Here is a 19,146-nt window from a genome sequence, read left to right on the forward strand (position 1 = left end):
TCTTCGTCCTCGTCTTCTTAAAGTGGGTCAATGCGCACTGGCGAGCCTCTGCCCGCCGTGGGGGAGGTTCTCGCCGCCCTCGCGACCGGCCTGTGGCACTGGGACACCGCCACCGGACTGGTCACCCTCGACACCGAGGCGGCCCGGCTGCTCGGGCTGCCCGCCGAGGATGCCGTCCTCACGGAAGCCCAGACCCGGGCCCGGCTCCACCCCGTCGACTGGAACGAGATCACCGGAGTGATCCAGCTCGCCGTCGCCGAGGACACCCTCGCCGAGGTGCGCGTGCGGATCATGGACGACCAGGGGCAGGTCGTGCGCATCGTCCGCAGCCGCTCCAAGCCGTCCTTCGACCCGGTCAAGAAGGTGTACGAGCTGATCGGCACCCTCCAGGAGGTCACCGAGCCCAGACCCGGCACACCCGCCGGACGCACCACCGTCACCGGCGACTGGCGCCGCTCCCGCGAGGCCTTCCTGCTGGACGCGGGCCGCGCCCTGGCCGAGGCCCGCTCCACGACCGAGGTCCTGCGGGTCGCCGCCGGCCTGTCCATGCCCGGCTTCTCCCCGGACGGCCTCGCCGTCTTCGGCGTCGAGGGCGACCGCCTGACGATCATCGGCCACCACGGCCAGCAGCCCGGCGACGAGAGCCCCTTCTCCCACATGGCCCTCGCCACGGACTACCCCGCCGCCGAGGTGGTCCGCACCGGCCGCGCCGTCTACCTCTCCTCCCCCGACGACTACAGGTCCCGCTACCCCGTCACCTGGCCGCTCGCCCGGCGCTTCGGCCGCCAGTCCTGGGCGTTCCTGCCCCTGACGGTGGCCGGCCGCACCATGGGCGCGTGGATGGCCGCCTTCGCGTATCCGGTGGCGTTCACACCCGACGAGCGGTCGGTCCTGACCACGGTGGCCCGCATGCTCGCGCAGGCCCTCTCCCGGGCGGGGGTCGCGGAGTCGGAACGGGAGCTCACGGACGGCCTGCAACGCTCGATGCTGCCCACCCTCGGCCCCCAGATACCGGGCATGAGCGTCGCCGCGCGGTACGTCCCCACCGGCGGCGGCCTCCAGGTCGGCGGCGACTGGTACGACATGATCCCCCTGCCCAACGGCCGCTTCGCCCTGGTCATCGGCGACGTCCAGGGCCACGACGTCCGCGCCGCGAGCGTGATGGGCCAGCTCCGCATAGCGCTCAGGGCATACGCCTCCGAGGGCCACCGCCCCGACGCGGTCCTCTCCCGCGCCTCCCGCTTCCTGCACGGCATGACGTACGGCGACACAGAGGCCACCGACCTCCGCTTCGCGACTTGCCTCTACGTGGAGGCCGACCCCACCACCGGCATCCTGGACGTCGCCCGCGCCGGCCACCCCGACCCCGCGATCCGCATGGCGGACGGCACGGTCCTGACCCGCCCCACGGCCGGCGGCCTCCCCCTGGGCATCGACCCCGACGCCGACTACCCCACCACCCGGATCACCCTCGAACCCGGCGAGACCCTGCTGCTGTGCACCGACGGCCTCATCGAGACCGGCGGCCACGACATGGAGACCGGCTGGAAGCGCATCCGCACGATCCTGGAGGACCACAAGGGCGACCTGGAGGCCCTCGCCGACGCCCTGGTCCAAGCCGTGCACGGCCCCTCCTCCCACCACACCACCGGCCCACTGGCCGACCGCCGCGAGGACGACATAGCCGTCCTGCTGCTGTCCCGGCAGGGCGAGAGCGCCGGCGACCCCGTCGTCGTACGCCCCCGGGTCCGCCGCACGATGCTCTCGGTGGCCCAGGCGGAACCCGAACGGGTCGCGGTGGCCCGGCAACAACTGCGCGAGCTCCTGCACGACTGGGCATCGGCGGACCAGGTGGACTCGGCGGTCCTGCTGCTCTCCGAAACGCTGACCAACGTCCTCGTCCACACCGACGCCGACGCCCTGCTCCTCGCCGAGGTACGGGGCGACCCGGGCGAACGCCGGATGCGCATCGAGGTCACCGACACCAGCGACGACCTCCCGCACAAGCGCAGACCGGGGGAACTGGCGTCGTCCGGACGCGGGCTGGTACTGATCGAGCTGCTCGCGGATGTGTGGGGGGTGGATCCGCGGGGCGAGGGGAAGAGCATCTGGTTCGAGTTGTGCGAGTCCTCGGCGAGTTCGGAGTAGAGCACCCGCAGCTCGTGCAGCACCGCCGTGGCGACGGCGGTGTGAGCGGCACGGCGAGCAGCATCCCGAAGGTCCCGGCGACGGACGCCCCGCCGCTGATGACCACCATGACGACAGCGGGATGCATCTGCACGGTCCGGCTCTGGGTCACCGGCTGCAGCACATGCCTCTCCACAGCACCTGCACGGCGGGCACGACCCCTGGCGCCCACAGCGCGATGACGAACCCCGGTCGGCGAGCGCGACCAGCACGGCGACGGCATCGGAGATGAACGCGCCGAGCTGGGGAATGCAGGCGCCGCCGAATACGAGATCCCCCAGCCCCACGTCCTCCGAAGTGATCGGCGAGATGGACCCCGGCCTTCACGATCCGCCGGTGCAGGGGCCCGAGCAGCGCCGGCAAGTAGGGCTTGCGGCGCAAACACACCCTCATCTGGCCACGCGTCAGGTCCTGTGTCGCGGGAGCATGTCCGGACGATCGCCCGATCCTGCACCCTTCCACACCGAGGCCTGACCGGCTTCCGCCAACGCCAACGCCCCCCTGCGCACTGCTCGCGCTTCAACTACCGCGCACACCAATGCAGATCACTTTTCGCAACCAGCTGCGACACTCCGTCACCATCGCTTAGCGTTCGCGGTAACAAACAACCCCGGTCGGGTGTTAGCAGCACCCGCCGGGGTCTCACCACAGGATCGAACGGACCGATCTCATGGATAACAGCGACTCTAGCGCTGCCCTGCCCACTCCCACACGCCCCGTGGCTCTCCCGCACAGACCAGAAGTAGCGACCGGTATGGCGGTCCACGTGGGGGTGTACGTACGCCAATCCGGACGTCGTGCCACCGGCAGCGAGGCCAGCACCGCAGCTCAGCGCGAAGAGTGTCTGAGGGCCCTGGAGGGATGGGACGTTCAGCCGGCCCACGTCGAGGTGTACGAGGACCTGGGGATCAGCGCCTTCAAGAACGTGGAGCGCCCCGCATACGAACGGCTGCTGCGCGACGCCCGAGCCGACCGGATCAACGTGATCATGGTGCACTACATGTCCCGGCTCAGCCGGAAGAACGCAATGGAGACGTTCGACGAGCTCCGCCCGCTCCTCGCTAACCGGGTTCGCATCATCAGCGTCGGCGAACACCGCGAGTTCCACACCGACAATCCGCTCGCCCTGATGGAGCTCCTGTTCAAGCTTCAGGCCAACCACGAAGAGAGCCTGAACAAGAGCCGCGCGGTCAAGGCCGCCAAGGCCCTGGAGGCCAGCTTGGGCGGATACACGGGCAAGGCTCCCTTCGGCTTCACCCTCGTCCGCGAGACACGCAGGTCCGCCGACGGCAAGCCGATCTGCGTGAAGATCCTGACGCCTGACGAAGAGCACGAAGCACCGATCGTGCGCCGCATCGTGGAAATCGTCGAAGAGTGGATCGCGACGGACGACATGTCCAGCTCGTGCTGGAACCTCGTCAGCCGTCTCGAAGCCGAGGGACACCTGACACGTGGCAAGAAGACTGGGCAACAGCACGCCGACGCAGCCTGGGACAACGCGACCGTAAAGCGCATCCTGATTGACCCGCGTATCGCCGGATTCGCTTGTGAGAGCGTGTATGGCGTCCGCCGCGACGGCACACCGAGCAACAAGATCGCCGAGTACCGGATCATCCGGGACGACAGCGGCAACCCCGTATCGATGTACGAGCCGATCGTCAGCCCTGAGCGGTGGTACCAAGTGCAAAAGTGGATGAGAGACCGTCACCCCGGCGGTGGGTACTGGCAGGGCGAACCCACAGGAGTCCTGTCTGCGATGAAACTCCTGTACTGCGAGTGCGGGTCCTACATGACGCACGGCGGAAGCGGCACCAAGAAGCACTACCGGTGCCGCCGCCGGGTCGTGAAGCCGGGCCAGCACATGGGAACGGTGGCCATCGGCGCGAAGGGCATCGAGGAGTATCTCGCCCGCCGGGTTCTCGCTGTGATCGGAACAGCACAACACGACGAAGCGACCGTCACCGTTCTCGCACATGCGTCGGCAAGGTATGCGCACGATCAGGAGCAGCAGGATTCATCACCGGTCAGGCAAGAGCGGGATCGCCTCTTGGCCGAACGTGCGAACCTGCGGCACTCCCGCCAGAAGCACCATGCGGAGAAGCGACGCGCTGTGCTGACAGGCGGATTCATCGACGCCGTCGCGCAAGACGAGTGGGACAAGACCGAGCGGGCCCTCACGGAGTGCCTGAAGGCACTTGACGCCCGTGTCGCAGAGCTCGGGAACAACGAACGCGTCGAACTGCCTTGCTCCGCCTGGCTGCCACGTGACGGCTCGGACCCCATCGGTCCGGGCTCCTGGTGGGACCAGGCCACCCGAGACGACAAACGCGCGTTCTTCCGGCTCTTCCTGGACCGCGTGGAGGTCCGCAAGGCATACCGCTACGCCGGACAAGGCGTGCCCACCGCATCGCGCGTCAGCATCACCTGGGCAGGCGGCGTGACTCTTGACGCCTTGCCGGACACCGAAAGGCTGCACAAGCCTGCCTGAAGAAGGGCCTGGAGCAGGACATCGTCGGCCGGCATTCAAGCCGGCCGACGATCCGCCAAGTGGCTACAGTCCACCCTCGGACATCCCGTGCACTGCGGGGATGGTTCCCAGCCGGCCCTTCTGGAAGTCCTCGAATGCCTGCTGCAGCTCCTCGCGGGTGTTCATCACGAAGGGGCCGTAGTGGGCCATGGGCTCACGGATCGGCTGCCCGCCGAGTACGACGACCTCCAGGTCCGGGGTGTGTGAGTCCTGCTTCTCGTCCGCACGAACGGTCAGCGAGGATCCCGGGCCGAAGACCGCGGTCTGCCCCAGGTGGACAGGACGTCGGTCCGCGCCGACCGAGCCGCGCCCGGCCAGGACGTAGGCCAGCGCGTTGAAGTCCTCCCGCCACGGCAGCGTGATCTCCGCGCCGGGCGCGAGCGTCGCGTGGATCATCGTGATCGGCGTATGGGTGATGCCGGGACCTTGGTGGCCGTCCAGTTCACCCGCGATCACACGCAGCAGTGCGCCGCCGTCCGGCGAGGTCAGAAGCTGGACCTGGCCGCCACGGATGTCCTGGTAACGCGGGTCCTTCATCTTGTCCTTGGCCGGCAGATTGACCCAGAGCTGAAGCCCGTGGAACAGCCCACCGGACCTCACCAGCGACTCGGGCGGGGTCTCGATGTGCAGCAGGCCGGAGCCCGCTGTCATCCACTGAGTGTCCCCGTTCGTGATGGTGCCACCACCGCCGTTGGAGTCCTGGTGAACGAAGGTGCCGTCAATGATGTACGTGACGGTCTCGAAGCCACGGTGAGGATGCCACGGGGTCCCTTTTGGCTCATTTGCCCCGTAATCAACCTCACCCATCTGGTCCATCATGATGAACGGATCCAGATGGCGGTAGTTGATCCCGGCGAACGCTCGGCGCACCGGGAAGCCCTCACCCTCGAAACCGCTGGGCGCGGTCGTGACGGCGAGCACGGGACGGGCCACGGCGTCGGCGGACGCGGCGACGCGGGGCAGCGTCAGCGGGTTCTCGACGGTCACTGCAGGCATGTCGGTACCTCCTTGTGCTCCGAGTTTAGTTGAGCATTGAACTTCCTGCCACCCCCAACGGCGCAGGACGGGAATGCATTCCCGTCGTCGGCCCTGGCGGACAACGCCGAGGCCGGTGCCCTTCTCAGGGCACCGGCCTCCCGGCTCAACCCAAGCAGGTCAGGCGACCGGCTCCCGCTCGTTCGCGAAATCCGGCCCGGTGTCCGCCCCCGCCTGCGACCCCGACGGCATCTTGAACGTGAGCATGCGCAGGCTGGGCGCCCACCTGAACGCCGGCGCGACCCCGCCGTCGACGAGGTCGCCGCCGAGATCCACGTACCGCGACAGCGCTACGGCCCAGCTCACCCCGGTGGCGCGCTACGGCTCCGCACGTGAGCGGTCAGCCGTACATCCGCCGCATCGCGAACTCGACCATCTGCTCCACGGCCTTCGCGTCGAAGACCATGCGGTGCTCGCCCTCCATGTCGAGGACGAAGCCGTAGCCGGTCGGGAGCAGGTCGATGACCTCGGCGCCGGTGATGACGAAGTACTTGGACTCCTTGCCCGCGTACCGGCGCAGTTCCTTGAGGGAGGTGAACATGGGGATCACCGGCTGCTGGGTGTTGTGCAGGGCGAGGAAGCCGGGGTTGTCGCCGCGCGGGCAGTAGACCTTGGAGGTCGCGAAGACCTGCTGGAAGTCCTCGGCGGACAGCTGCCCGGTGGTGAAGGCGCGCACCGCGTCCGCGAGCGAGGGTGGGGACGGCTCGGGGTAGAGCGGCGGCTGCTGGCCGTAGCCGCCGACGCCGCCGGACATGGGCTGCTGCGGCGGGGCGTACCCCTGCTGTGCACCGACGTTCTGGTCGTAGCCGTACATGGGCGTAAGCGTACCGACAGGACCGGGGCGAGCGGGCGGTACGGGTGGCGCAGGTTCAACAGGCAGTTGACAGGTGCGGGCCCTGGATTCGCTCCGCGGGTACCCATAGCGTCCGACGTGTCAAGGACGCGCCGGGGAACGGCACAGCACGAGCGATCAGCGGCAAGGGGACATGGCCATGAGCGGACACCACCACGGCGACGACATCCACGAGCACGACAGAGGCCTCTCCTACGACCTCCCTGTCCTCGCCCGCCGCCGGATGATCCGGCTGATGGCGGGGGTGAGCCTGGTGCCGCTGGTGGGGTGCACCACCGAGGACGACGCCTCGGCCGGTGGCGGCTCGTCGAGCCCGGCCTCCTCGGGCTCCTCGAGTACCTCGGGCTCCTCGTCCTCCTCCTCGTCCGCCGAGTGCGCGACGATCCCGGACGAGACGGCCGGTCCCTTCCCCGGCGACGGCTCGAACGGCGTGAACGTCCTGAAGGAGAGCGGTGTCGTCCGCAGCGACATCACCCGCAGCTTCGGCGACTCCGCGGGCGGCACCGCGGAGGGCGTGCCGCTGACCGTCACGCTCACGGTGGTGGACGCGGCCTCCGGCTGTGGCACCCCGAAGGCGGGCGCCGCCGTATACATCTGGCAGTGCGACCGGGACGGCAAGTACTCCCTGTACTCGGACGGTGTCACCGACGAGAACTACCTGCGTGGCGTCCAGGAGACCGACGACAAGGGACAGGTCACCTTCACCAGCATCTTCCCGGCGTGCTACCCGGGCCGCTGGCCGCACATCCACTTCGAGGTCTACGGCAGCCTGGAGGACGCGACGGCGGCCACGTCCATCACGAACACCTCGCAGCTCGCGCTGCCCAAGGACGTCTGCGACACCGTGTACGCCACGGACGGCTACGGCGAGAGCGTGGCGACCCTCGGTCAGCTCTCCCTGGAGTCGGACGGCATCTTCAGCGACGGCTACGAGCAGCAGCTCGCAACGGTTGAGGGAAGTGTCGACGCGGGGTACACGGCGACGCTGACGGTTCCGGTGTGACCTGTCACAGATGTCGGATCGGGGTTGCTTCTTATTACCGGCGGGTAGCATCATCGGTAGCTACTTGTTGGTATGTGAACTAGGTGCGAGGACAGTCCCTCGCCGATCCTCTACGGAGCCGTCGCCATGGGGCACTACAAGTCGAATCTCCGCGACATCGAGTTCAACCTCTTCGAGGTCCTCGGGCGCGACAAGCTGTACGGGACCGGACCGTTCGAGGAGATGGACACCGAGACCGCGAAGAGCATCCTCGAGGAGTTGACCCGCCTCTCGGAGAACGAGCTGGCGGAGTCCTTCGCGGACGCCGACCGCAACCCGCCGGTCTTCGACCCGGAAACGAACACCGCGCCGGTACCGGCGTCCTTCAAGAAGTCCTACGAGGCCTTCATGGACTCCGAGTACTGGCGGCTCGGCCTGCCCGAGGAGATCGGCGGCACCACCGCCCCCCGCTCCCTGATCTGGTCGTACGCGGAGCTGGTGCTCGGCGCCAACCCGGCGGTCTGGATGTACTCCTCCGGCCCGGCCTTCGCGGGCATCCTCTTCGACGAGGGCAACGAGGTCCAGAAGCACATCGCGAAGATCGCCGTGGACAGGCAGTGGGGCTCCACCATGGTGCTCACCGAGCCGGACGCCGGCTCGGACGTGGGCGCGGGCCGCACCAAGGCGGTCCAGCAGGAGGACGGCTCCTGGCACATCGAGGGCGTCAAGCGGTTCATCACGTCCGGTGAGCACGACATGTCGGACAACATCCTCCACTACGTGCTCGCCCGTCCCGAGGGAGCGGGCCCCGGCACCAAGGGCCTGTCCCTCTTCCTCGTTCCGAAGTACCTCTTCGACTTCGAGACCGGCGAGCTGGGCGAGCGCAACGGCGTGTACGCGACGAACGTCGAGCACAAGATGGGCCTCAAGGCCTCCAACACCTGCGAGATGACCTTCGGCGACCAGCACCCCGCCAAGGGCTGGCTGATCGGCGACAAGCACGACGGCATCCGCCAGATGTTCCGGATCATCGAGTTCGCGCGGATGATGGTCGGCACGAAGGCGATCTCCACGCTGTCGACGGGCTACCTGAACGCGCTGGAGTACGCCAAGGAGCGCGTCCAGGGTCCCGACCTTGCGAACTTCATGGACAAGACCGCGCCCAAGGTCACCATCACGCACCACCCGGACGTACGCCGCGCGCTGATCACGCAGAAGGCGTACGCGGAGGGCATGCGCGCGCTGGTGCTCTACACGGCCTCCATCCAGGACGAGATCCAGGTCAAGGAGGCGGCGGGCGAGGACTTCACGGCCCTGGAGGCGCTGAACGACCTGCTGCTGCCGATCGTGAAGGGCTACGGCTCCGAGAAGGGCTACGAGCAGCTCGCCCAGTCCCTGCAGACCTTCGGCGGCTCCGGCTTCCTGCAGGAGTACCCGATCGAGCAGTACATCCGCGACGCCAAGATCGACACCCTGTACGAGGGCACGACCGCGATCCAGGGCCAGGACTTCTTCTTCCGGAAGATCGTCCGCAACCAGGGCGCGGCGCTGAACTCGCTCGCCGAGGACATCAAGAAGTTCCTCGCGCTGGGCACGGGCGGCGAGGAGCTGGCGGGCGCCCGCGAGCACCTGGCCAAGGCGGCCGTCGAGCTGGAGGCGATCGTCGGCCTGATGCTGACCGACCTCGCGGCGACCGAGCAGGACGTCAAGAACATCTACAAGGTGGGCCTGAACACCACCCGCCTGCTGATGGCCTCCGGTGACGTGGTCGTGGGCTATCTGCTCCTCAAGGGCGCCGCGATCGCCGCCGAGAAGCTGGAGACGGCCTCGGCCAAGGACAAGGCGTTCTACACCGGCAAGATCGCCGCGGCGAAGTTCTTCGCGGCCAACGTCCTGCCGGGCGTCACCCTGGCCCGCAAGGTCGCCGAGGGTGTCGAGCTGGACCTGATGGAGCTGGACGAGGCCGCGTTCTAGGACACATCAGACCAGCCGTACGCGGCTCCACATCGTCCACACAAGGGCCCGCTCCGCATCGCCGGGAGCGGGCCCTCGTACGTCGTTAAGGTGAACCCCATGAGCGCACCCTCCCGCTTCGATCGCGGCCACACCGACGACCTCATGTCCTTCCTCGCGGCGAGTCCCTCGCCGTACCACGCGGTGGCCAACGCGGCCGAGCGCCTGGAGAAGGCCGGATTCCGACAGGTCGCGGAGACGGACGCGTGGGACGGGACGACGGGCGGCCGGTACGTGCTGCGCGGCGGGGCGATCGTGGCGTGGTACGTGCCCGAGGGCGCCGAGCCGCACACTCCCTTCCGGATCATCGGCGCGCACACCGACTCGCCGAACCTGCGGGTCAAGCCGCGGCCCGACACGGGGGCGCACGGGTGGCGGCAGGTGGCCGTGGAGATCTACGGCGGTCCGCTGCTGAACTCGTGGCTGGACCGCGATCTGGGCCTGGCGGGCCGGCTGACCCTGCGGGACGGTTCGACGCGGCTGGTGAACATCGACCGGCCGCTGCTGCGGGTGCCCCAACTCGCCATCCACCTGGACCGTTCGGTGTCGTCGGAGGGCCTCAAGCTCGACAAGCAGCGCCATCTGCAGCCCATCTGGGGGCTGGGCAACGACGTCCGCGACGGTGATCTCATCGCCTTCCTGGAGGAGGAGACGGGGATCGGCGCGGGCGAGGCCACCGGCTGGGACCTGATGACGCACTCCGTGGAGGCGCCGGCCTACCTGGGCCGGGACGGCGAGCTGCTCGCCGGGCCGCGCATGGACAACCTGCTGTCCGTGCACTCCGGGGTGGCCGCGCTGGCCGCGCTCGCCGGGGGCGACCTGCCCTGCATCCCGGTGCTCGCCGCCTTCGACCACGAGGAGAACGGCTCGCAGTCGGACACGGGTGCGGACGGACCGCTGCTCGGCAGCGTGCTGGAGCGTTCGGTGTTCGCGCGCGGAGGATCGTACGAGGACCGGGCGAGGGCCTTCGCGGGGACCGTCTGTCTGTCCTCCGACACGGGCCACGCGGTCCACCCCAACTACGCGGAGCGGCACGACCCGACGCACCACCCGCGCGTCAACGGCGGCCCGATCCTGAAGGTCAACGTCAACAACCGCTACGCCACGGACGGTTCGGGGCGTTCGGTCTTCGCCGCCGCCTGCGAGAAGGCGGACGTGCCGTTCCAGACCTTCGTCTCCAACAACTCCATGCCGTGCGGCACGACGATCGGCCCGATCACCGCCGCCCGCCACGGCATCATGACCGTCGACATCGGCGTGGCCATCCTTTCGATGCACAGCGCACGGGAGTTGTGCGGCGTCGACGACCCGCATCTGCTGGCGAACTCGCTGGTGGCGTTCCTGGCGGGCTAGGTTCCGGCCTTCAAGGGTTCCGCCCGGCATGGGGGTTGACAGCCGGGGTACTCGCAGTCACGGACCGGATCGACCGGACCGGACAGGGAGGCGACACTCATGGGCCTCGGCGGATGCATCATCCTCATCGCCGCGGGAGCCATCCTCACGTTCGCGACCGACTGGGACATGCAGGGGGTCAATCTCGACCTCGTCGGGATCATCCTGATGGTCGTGGGACTGATCGGCGTCAGCACCTTCAGCAGCATCGCGCGGCGCAGGCGCGTCGTGGTGCCGCCGAACACACCGGTCATCGAAGAGGAACGGCACCAGAGCAGGCGGAACGGGTACAGCGACGGCTACGGCGTGTGACAGCTACGGCATGTGACAGCTACGGCGTGGCACGGCGTTCAGGGAAAGGTCCCGTATCTCAGTAACTAACTCAGTAATCTGCTGAGTTATGAACTTCACCGTTATCGCGCACGCCGTCGAGGTGGACCACGGGATCAAGCGGCTCTCGATGCGCTTCATCAAGCAGTACGCGGCACCGGAGCGCCAGCGTCTGAGTGCCGAACTGTGCGAGGACATCTCTAAGGAGTTCGACAAGCTCGGCCTCATCACGCTGCCGAGGCGGCTGCCGACGTCGGAGAACGAGTTCGTGTTCGTGATCGAGAAGGACAGCGTCCTCGGTCAGACCGTGGCGATCGCGTCGTCCGTCGCCGCTCTCGACCGGCTCGGACAGAGCCCGCTTCCGCAGCTCTTCGAGAACTACCCGGATGCGCGAGGGCAGTTGAGCCCGATCTGACGGCGGTCGGCTCACATCAGAACCGGTCCCGGTCGGATCCTGTCCGACCGGGACCGGTTCTGATCGACTCTTGTTCATACCGGGCCCGAGTGCACAAATCGGCTTTGCTGACGACTTGGCGGGCCCTAACGTCGTCATCGCGTGAAGCGAGGCGAGTCCTGCAACGCGCGAGCACCGCCGTTGCAGCGGAGGCTCCATCACACCTTTTTGCTGTGCAATGGAGTGAGCCATGAGCAGTACCGCGAGCCAGCCCTCGCCCGCCGCCGGCGGCGGACACGACTGTGCGTCACCAGAATTCGCTCATGCGAACCACCCGCCCCGCGACCTCTACGTCGGCGTCCTCTCGGGCGGCCAGGACATATCCCTGGCAGGGTGGTTGCGTATCGGCTACCAGGCCATCGAATCAAAGGCGGCGGTGGCAGCCTGGGCCGAGTTCCAGGAGGCTCTGTACACGGACCCCGCACTCAACATCCGACGCGGTGACACCCTTCGCGCCCGGAAACTCGCGGCCGGACAGGGCAGGACGCGGTTCCCGTCGACCAGGCGGGGCCCCACCAAGGCCGAGCAGTGGGGTTACCGGCATGTCCTGCGCCGCGGCCTCGACGTGATCGCCGGGCTGCCCGGCACCACGGTCGGCACCGCCCGCAGCCGGGGCGGGGCCCACGCGGCGACGGCCGACGCCCTGCTCTCCAGGCTGTCGGCCCACCACGCGGCGGAGGGCACGTCCGCGCTCGCGGTCCTGCGCACGAACACGGCCGCGTCCTGGTACGAGCTCACACCCGCGCCGTCGGCCGTGGACCCGCGGGCGGCCCGGGAACTGCCGTACGTCTCGGCGGGGTTGGAGGCGGGGCTGGACGGTCTCCTGGAGGCGGCGGAGTTCGTCGCCTACTGCGCCTACCAGCACCATGCCCGGCGCCGTAACCGCCGCTTCCTGTGGGACTGGTTCCCGGAGCTGCTGCCCGGCGCCGAGGGACCGCTGGAGCTCTGAAACTCACGACCGGGCGGCGTTCCGTTCGCCCGACGCGCCTTGCCTGCCTTGCCCGCCCTGCCTGCCTTGGCCCGCCTCGCCTGCCTTGCCCGCCTCGCCTGCCTCGTTCCGCCTCTCCTGACCCGGAGGTCATCTCCCATGCCCCTTCACGCCCCCCGCTCCTTCACCGTGGACTGGGGTTCCGAATCCGTACTGGTGTCGAATGTCGAGCCCGAACTGCCGGCCACGTCCCGGGACGCCGACATCGCGAAGGTGGTCGCGGCGGGCCGGGCGAACCCGCTGGCGCTGCTGCCGGAAACCGCCTGGCAGGCCGTCGCTCGCGCCACGACGGGCCCCGACGGGGTGGCCGTACAGCTCAGGACCACCGCCGAGGAGCCGGCCGGGCTCCTGATGGTGGAGAACGTCGACGGCGCGACCCTGCGCTCCATCGTCACCCGGGTCCACCTGAGCGAACTGCTGCCCGGCATCCAGCCCCGCACCGGCATGGAGGTCATGGAGATCCCCGACCCCCAGGTCCAGGGGATCACCGACGAGGGCCGACCGTGCGCGATCGTGCGGTACCGGTACCAGAACCTCACCCACCTGCGGAACCACGTCTGGCAGACCGTCCACGGCACGCTGTCGCTCAACAGCTACGCGCCGTCCGTCCTCGCCCGCAAGGTCACCCGCAACCTGATCACGCACCCCGTCGAGATCGCCTTCGACGACGGCACGGAGCCGTTCCACGTCCTGGTCGTACGGGACGGCATCACCCGGCTCGCGAGTGCCTGGGCCGTGCTCGCGGGCCCCGACGCCGGGGCGGCGGAGGCGGCGACGCTCGCGGTGGACTCGCTCTTCGGCAAGAACGCCACCGCGGCGCCCGCGCCGGGAGGTGTCCCTCTCGGGCACCGGCTGGCCGCGGGGAGGGACAAGTGGCGCCAGGCCCTCAGGGAGGAGTTCGCCCAGGAGAACGCGGTGGAGGAGCCGGGGCTGCGCGCGGCCCAGATCGCCCAGACCTACGTCCTTCCGGCCCAGATCGCCGTAGGGGCCGAAGGGCACCCGGGCCATCTGCTCGCCGCCGAGGACATCTTCGACGACGCCATCCGCTCCGTACTGGCCTCGGTGCACGTCGAGTTCAAGCAGTGGGACCCCGCCGCCCAGAACGTCGAGGTCGCGACCCGCGCGCTCAAGCGCGTGATCCAGCTGGGCGAGTCACTGGTACCGAAGGACGATCTCCAGGTCGTCCACGGCCTGGCCGTCGGCCGGATCCCGGTGGAGGAGCTGCCCCGGATGGTCCCCGGCGACACGCCCCCGCCCGGCACCGCGCTGTGGCGCAGCGTCTACCTGGTCTACTGGCTGACCCGGCCCGAGCTCCTGGACCATCTGAAGGACCAGGCCAAGGCCATCAAGGGCGGCAAGCGGATGGGGCTGAAGGGGTTCGCGGAGCTCCTCGGACCGCTGATCGACCTTCCCTGGCGCTCCCACAAGAAGTACGTCACGACCCAGGCCCGCAACGCCTGGAACAACGGCGGCGTCCTCACCTGCGACGTGGTCGAGGAGTGGACTCCCCGTCCGACGGAGGACTTCACCGCCCTGGTGGCACCCGCCCTCGCCGGTGACACCGACGCCCGCTGCACGCTGGCCGTGGCGGGCGGCGTGGCACTGATCGCCGACAAGCTGCTCACCCGGAACGTCGGGTCGGCGCTCATGGCCCCCAAGGAGAAGGGCGGTGTCCCCTTCCGCGCCGACGTCAACCAGGTCGTCGAGGACCTCTCCCAGCGGCACAACGAGCTGGGGCTGTGGACCCTCGCCCTGGCCGCCAACCGGTTCCGCAGCGACGCGCTGCCGGAGAACGCGGTGACCGCGCGCCAGCTCATCCGCCAGGAGAAGACGGGAGACGTGTCCGACACCGCGTACGTCCACTTCAAGGTCGACCTCGACAGTCCCGACAAGATCGCGCGCGATGCCGACGGTGTGCCCATCACGCTGCACCAGTGGGACGTGGTCTGGGCCTCGAACCCGAGCCGCGCGCGCAAGGCGCACCCGCCGAAGGCGCTCCTGGTCCCGTCCCCGGCGCGCCCGGCGACCGGCCGGGCGGCGGCGGCAACCGCGTCGCCCGGCGACTCCGGCGCGGGGGTGGAGGCCGATGGGCCGGCCGGTGCAGAGGGCGTGGCAGCCGACGAGGCAGGTGCCGGTCAGCCCGTGACGACCGCTGCCGCGACCGAGGCCGAGGGAGATCACTCGTCCAACACGGACGAACCCTTCCGTCCCGCCAGCCAGCGCGCCGCCGAGCAGAAGCAGGTGCTGCGGCACAGCGTGACGGCCGCCCGGGACGCCCTCGACCGGCTGCTGCTGCTCGAACCCGAGGTCGGCGGCCACACCCCGATCGTCCCGCTGCCCGTCCTCGACGATCTCCACAAGCTGCTGATCGGGCTTCAGACGGATGTGGAGAACCTCCGCCGGAAGACCACCCCCGAAGAAGACCCGGCTCTGGAGGACGTCGAGGCCCAGGAGGCAGCGGTGGGGGTCTGAGCCCGGCCTGCCCCGGTCCGCCGACCCCTCAGGCCAAGGCATGGCCCGTGGTGGCGTCCACATGGTCCGGTACGTCGTCGTGGCGGTCGCCGACGGTCAGGGTGCCGGTCGGTTCGAGGACGAGGATCTCGGTCGGGATCGGGGCGTACGGCTTGTGTTCGGTGCCGCGGGCGACCGTGAAGAGCGAGCCCTTGGGGAGGACGACCGTGCGTTCGCCGTCCGGCTCCCGGAGGGAGATGTGCAGCTCGCCGTCCAGGACCAGGAAGAACTCGTCGGTGTGGTCGTGGACGTGCCAGACGTGGTCGCCCTCGACCTTCGCGACGCGTACGTCGTAGTCGTTGACGGCCGTGACGATGCGGGGGCTCCACAGGTCGGTGAAGGAGGCGAGGGCGGCGGACAGCGCGATGGGTTCCATGGGCTCATCGTGCGGGGTGCCCCGGTCGCCGTACGAGTGCTAGAAATCGCATATGCCGCAACGATCCTCTCAGCCGCACACCGTGGTTCTGCTCGTGGACGAGAACTCCAACCCCTTCGAAATGAGCTGCGCCATCGAGATCTTCGGGCTGCGGCGGCCGGAACTGGGCCGGGAGCTGTACGACTTCCGGCTGTGCGCCGCCGAGCCCGCGACCCGGATGCGGGACGGGTTCTTCACGCTCACCGGGGTCGCCGGGCTGGACGCGGCCGAGGAGGCGGACACCCTGATCGTGCCGAACCGGCCCGACACCGACGCTCCGCGTGCCCCGCGGGTGCTGGACGTCGTGCGCCGGGCACACGCGCGGGGCGCCCGGCTCGTCGGGTTCTGCTCCGGCGCGTTCACCATCGCGGAGGCGGGGCTGCTGGACGGGCGCCGGGCCGCCTGCCACTGGATGTGGGCGGACGCCTTCCGCGCGCGCTTCCCGGGCGTACGCCTGGAGTCGGACGTCCTGTTCGTCGACGACGGTGACATCCTCACCGCGTCGGGCAGCGCCTCGGCGCTCGACCTCGGCCTTCATGTCGTACGGCGCGACCATGGCGCCGAGGTCGCCAACCACGTCTCCCGGCGCCTGGTGTTCGCCGCGCACCGGGACGGCGGGCAGCGGCAGTTCGTGGAGCGGCCGGTGCCGGACGTGCCCGACGAGTCGCTGGGGCCGCTGGTGGCGTGGGCACAGGAACGGCTGGAGGAGCCGCTGACGGTGGCGGATCTGGCGGCGCGGGCGGCGGTCTCGCCGGCGACCCTGCACCGGCGCTTCCGCGCACAGCTCGGGACGACCCCGCTGGCCTGGCTGACGGGGGAGCGGGTGGCGCTCGCCTGCCGGCTGATCGAGCGCGGGGAGGAACGGCTGGACGTGGTGGCCGCCCGGAGCGGGCTGGGGACGGCCGCGAACCTACGCGCGCGCGTGCGGCGCGAGACCGGCCTCAGTCCGTCGGCCTACCGGCGGCGTTTCGGACCGGCCGCCGGGGAGGCGGTGAGGGTATGAGGACGGTATGAGATTCCTCGTGCGCGACCGGCTCCTCGGCATCGGTGACGACTACTGGATCGAGGACGACCGCGGCAACAGGGTGTTCCTCGTCGACGGCAAGGCGATGCGGCTGCGGGACACCTTCGAGCTGAAGGACACCCAGGGGCGCGTCCTCATCGACATCCGCCAGAAGATGTTCGCCCTGCGCGACACCATGGTGATCGAACGGGAGGGCGAACCGCTCGCCACGATCCGCCGCAAGCGGCTGTCACTGCTCCGCAACCACTACCGGGTGGCCCTGGCGGACGGCAGCACGGAACTGGACGTCAGCGGCAAGATCCTCGACCGCGAGTTCGCCATCGAGTACGACGGCGAACTCCTGGCCGTCGTCTCCCGCCGCTGGCTCCACGTCCGGGAGACCTACGGCGTGGACGTCGTACGGGAGGACGCGGACCCGGCGCTGCTGATCGCGGTGGCGGTCTGCGTGATCCACCTGGCGGAGAAACTCAGCCCGTCCGGCGCTTGAGGACGAGGCCCTTCGGGCCGAAGCGGGGGTCTGGGGGCGGCAGCCCCCAGGGACGGGACGGGAAGGGGCGGAGGGGGCGAAAACCCTGGGCGCGCACCACACCCCACCGTCACCGACGCGGCGCAGCCACCCCGAGCACCCGGTCCTTCAGCGCCGGGAACTGCTCGCGGGTCGTCGCGACCTTCCCGGGGTCGAACTCCACCGTGAGGACCTCCTCGTCGGCCCCGGCCTCCCCCAGCACCTCGCCCCACGGACCGACCACGATCGAGTGACCGGCCTGCGGAACTCCGGCGTGCGCCCCGGCCGTTCCACACGCGAGCACGAACGCCTGGTTCTCCACCGCCCGCGCCTGAGCCAGCAGCGTCCAGTGCGCCCGGCGGCGCTCCGGCCAGCCCGCCGGGACGACCAGGGTCTCGGCACCGGCGTCGACGAGACCGCGGAAGAGCTCGGGGAAACGGAGGTCGTAGCAGGTCGCCATGCCGACGGTCGTGTCCGGGAGGCGCACCGTCACCAGGTCCGCACCCGCGCCCATCAGCACGGCCTCGCCCTTGTCGAAGCCGAAGCGGTGGATCTTGCGGTAGGAGGCCGCCAGATCGCCGGAAGGAGAGAAGACGAGGGAGGTGTTGTAGAGGGTCCCGTCCGGGGCGCGCTCCGGAATCGAACCGGCGTGCAGCCACACGCCCGCGTCGCTCGCCGCCTTCGCCATGGCCTCGTACGTCGGCCCCTGCAGCGGCTCGGACTCGCCCCCGAACTCCTCGAACGCGAACGCCCCGGTGGTCCACAACTCGGGCAGGACGACCAGGTGGGCGCCCGCCTGATCCCGTACCAGCGAGGCCACGCGCCGCCGACGTGAGTCGACCGATTCGCCCTCGTCCACGGCGATCTGGATCAAAGAGGCGCGCACACTACCACCGTCCTGGCATTCGAGCCGTCCACACGGGCCTACGATCGTCACACGAAAGCACTGCCAGCGTGCCTCACAGCAGCGTAACTTAGCGTCCCAAGACACCCGCTGACAGCCACCTCCCGCAGGCAACGCCGCCGCAACCGCCCGAGTACCGACCGCCGAGGGGTCCCGTTCCGTGAGTCTGCATCCCACTCTCCAGCCCTACGCCGACGCCTGGACCCACTCCATCGAAGCGATATCCGAGCTGGTGCAGCCGCTCGTGGAGGGTGAGTGGAACCGACGAACGCCGTGCCCCGGCTGGTCCGTCCGTGACATCGTCTCCCATGTCATCGGCCTGGACTGCGAGATGCTCGGCGATCCGCGCCCCATCCACACGCTGCCGCGCGACCTGTTCCACGTCACCAACGAGCACCAGCGCTACATGGAGATGCAGGTCGACGTCCGCCGTCACCACACGGCGCCGGAGATGACCTCCGAGCTGGAGTACGTGATCATCCGTCGCAACCGCCAGCTGCGCAACGAGTCCCGTGATCCCGGCAAGAAGGTGCGCGGCCACCTGAGCACCGAGGTCACCCTCGAAGAGGCCATGCGCGATCACGCGTTCAACGTGTGGGTGCACGAGCAGGACCTGCGCGCCGCCCTCGGCCGTCCCGGCAACCTCGACTCCCCGGGCGCGCACATCGCCCGTGACGTGCTGCTCGCCGCGCTCCCCGACATCGTGGCGGTCAAGGCCGAGGCTCCCCGCAGCTCGGCGATCGTCTTCGACGTGCACGGGCCCATCGAGTTCCTGCGCACGATCCGCATCGACATCCAGGGCCGCGGCACCCTCGAAACGGTCCCCGCGCTCGGACCCGCCGCCACGCTCACCCTCGACTGGGAGACGTACGTCCGCCTCGCCTGCGGCCGTGTGACGCCGGAGGCGGTCGCGGACCGGGTGAAGGCGGAGGGGGATCCCGCGCTGACGGGGGCGATCCTGCGGAACTTCAGGGTGACGCCGTAGGGGGACCCTTTTATCCGACCGAGTCGGGTGGTGGGTGGGCA

General features: G+C 69.5%; 17 protein-coding genes and 1 pseudogene. 12 read left to right on the plus strand and 6 right to left on the minus strand.

Translation table 11 applies throughout. The annotated features are described in order from the left end of the window. The first annotated feature begins 30 nt into the window (after positions 1–30). A complete protein-coding gene (locus tag OG252_RS25280) occupies positions 31–2,148 on the plus strand; it encodes a SpoIIE family protein phosphatase (protein WP_329338901.1) in 2,118 nt (705 codons plus the stop codon). On the opposite strand, the pseudogene OG252_RS25285 reads toward OG252_RS25280, so the two are convergent. Next, positions 2,145–2,474, minus strand: a pseudogene (locus OG252_RS25285) (AI-2E family transporter); the annotation flags it as partial. The gene OG252_RS25280 and the pseudogene OG252_RS25285 sit on opposite strands and share 4 nt — an antisense overlap. 467 nt (positions 2,475–2,941) lie before the next feature. On the opposite strand from OG252_RS25285, the gene OG252_RS25290 reads away from it, so the two are divergent. Beyond that, complete coding sequence (locus OG252_RS25290; protein ID WP_329338903.1) at positions 2,942–4,675, plus strand: recombinase family protein; 1,734 nt, start codon at positions 2,942–2,944, stop codon at positions 4,673–4,675. Between the two features lie 63 nt (positions 4,676–4,738). On the opposite strand, the gene OG252_RS25295 is transcribed toward OG252_RS25290, so the two are convergent. From OG252_RS25295 to OG252_RS25305, 3 genes are all read right to left on the minus strand, one after another. Next, positions 4,739–5,710 (minus strand): pirin family protein, encoded by a 972-nt coding sequence (locus OG252_RS25295; RefSeq protein ID WP_329338905.1) that lies wholly within the window; start codon positions 5,708–5,710, stop codon positions 4,739–4,741. 159 nt (positions 5,711–5,869) lie between these two features. Beyond that, entirely contained in the window at positions 5,870–6,055 is a 186-nt protein-coding gene (locus OG252_RS25300) for a hypothetical protein (RefSeq protein ID WP_329338907.1), read from the minus strand. Positions 6,056–6,089: 34 nt separating this feature from the next. Then, on the minus strand, positions 6,090–6,563 hold the full coding sequence (locus tag OG252_RS25305; RefSeq protein WP_266436507.1) for an SseB family protein: 474 nt from the start codon (positions 6,561–6,563) through the stop codon (positions 6,090–6,092). 178 nt (positions 6,564–6,741) lie between these two features. Here OG252_RS25305 and OG252_RS25310 point away from each other — a divergent pair, with 178 nt between their 5' ends. The 7 genes from OG252_RS25310 to OG252_RS25340 all read left to right on the plus strand — a co-directional run bounded on the left by OG252_RS25310 (position 6,742) and on the right by OG252_RS25340 (position 15,233). Further along, a complete protein-coding gene (locus OG252_RS25310) occupies positions 6,742–7,605 on the plus strand; it encodes an intradiol ring-cleavage dioxygenase (RefSeq protein ID WP_329338909.1) in 864 nt (287 codons plus the stop codon). Positions 7,606–7,731: 126 nt separating this feature from the next. Then, a complete protein-coding gene (locus OG252_RS25315) occupies positions 7,732–9,558 on the plus strand; it encodes an acyl-CoA dehydrogenase (RefSeq protein WP_329338910.1) in 1,827 nt (608 codons plus the stop codon). A 99-nt stretch (positions 9,559–9,657) separates the two neighbouring features. Continuing rightward, complete coding sequence (locus OG252_RS25320; protein ID WP_266436513.1) at positions 9,658–10,950, plus strand: M18 family aminopeptidase; 1,293 nt, start codon at positions 9,658–9,660, stop codon at positions 10,948–10,950. 99 nt (positions 10,951–11,049) lie between these two features. Beyond that, positions 11,050–11,301, plus strand: coding sequence for a DUF6458 family protein (locus OG252_RS25325; protein WP_266436515.1), 252 nt, complete (start codon positions 11,050–11,052; stop codon positions 11,299–11,301). 88 nt (positions 11,302–11,389) lie between these two features. Next, positions 11,390–11,734, plus strand: a complete 345-nt coding sequence (locus OG252_RS25330; protein ID WP_266436517.1) for a hypothetical protein — start codon at positions 11,390–11,392, stop codon at positions 11,732–11,734. A 229-nt stretch (positions 11,735–11,963) separates the two neighbouring features. Next, positions 11,964–12,722, plus strand: coding sequence for a hypothetical protein (locus OG252_RS25335; RefSeq protein ID WP_266436519.1), 759 nt, complete (start codon positions 11,964–11,966; stop codon positions 12,720–12,722). A 138-nt stretch (positions 12,723–12,860) separates the two neighbouring features. Further along, on the plus strand, positions 12,861–15,233 hold the full coding sequence (locus tag OG252_RS25340) for a hypothetical protein (protein WP_329338913.1): 2,373 nt from the start codon (positions 12,861–12,863) through the stop codon (positions 15,231–15,233). 28 nt (positions 15,234–15,261) lie between these two features. On the opposite strand, the gene OG252_RS25345 is transcribed toward OG252_RS25340, so the two are convergent. Continuing rightward, a complete protein-coding gene (locus OG252_RS25345) occupies positions 15,262–15,648 on the minus strand; it encodes a cupin domain-containing protein (protein ID WP_266436523.1) in 387 nt (128 codons plus the stop codon). A 52-nt stretch (positions 15,649–15,700) separates the two neighbouring features. Between OG252_RS25345 and OG252_RS25350 the strand changes: the two genes are divergently transcribed. Then, entirely contained in the window at positions 15,701–16,690 is a 990-nt protein-coding gene (locus OG252_RS25350; RefSeq protein ID WP_329338915.1) for a GlxA family transcriptional regulator, read from the plus strand. Positions 16,691–16,697: 7 nt separating this feature from the next. Then, the gene (locus OG252_RS25355) at positions 16,698–17,198 is read left to right on the plus strand and encodes an LURP-one-related/scramblase family protein (protein WP_329338917.1); all 501 of its coding nucleotides are present in this window, start codon (positions 16,698–16,700) and stop codon (positions 17,196–17,198) included. 109 nt (positions 17,199–17,307) lie between these two features. On the opposite strand, the gene OG252_RS25360 is transcribed toward OG252_RS25355, so the two are convergent. Further along, positions 17,308–18,102: a carbon-nitrogen family hydrolase gene (locus OG252_RS25360; RefSeq protein WP_329338919.1), complete on the minus strand. Its 795-nt coding sequence runs from the start codon at positions 18,100–18,102 to the stop codon at positions 17,308–17,310. Positions 18,103–18,280: 178 nt separating this feature from the next. Between OG252_RS25360 and OG252_RS25365 the strand changes: the two genes are divergently transcribed. Then, positions 18,281–19,105 (plus strand): maleylpyruvate isomerase family mycothiol-dependent enzyme, encoded by an 825-nt coding sequence (locus tag OG252_RS25365; RefSeq protein ID WP_266436530.1) that lies wholly within the window; start codon positions 18,281–18,283, stop codon positions 19,103–19,105. The last annotated feature ends 41 nt before the right edge of the window (positions 19,106–19,146 follow it).

The sequence above is a fragment of the Streptomyces sp. NBC_01352 genome (assembly GCF_036237295.1).
Taxonomy (GTDB): Bacteria; Actinomycetota; Actinomycetes; order Streptomycetales; family Streptomycetaceae; genus Streptomyces; species Streptomyces plumbiresistens.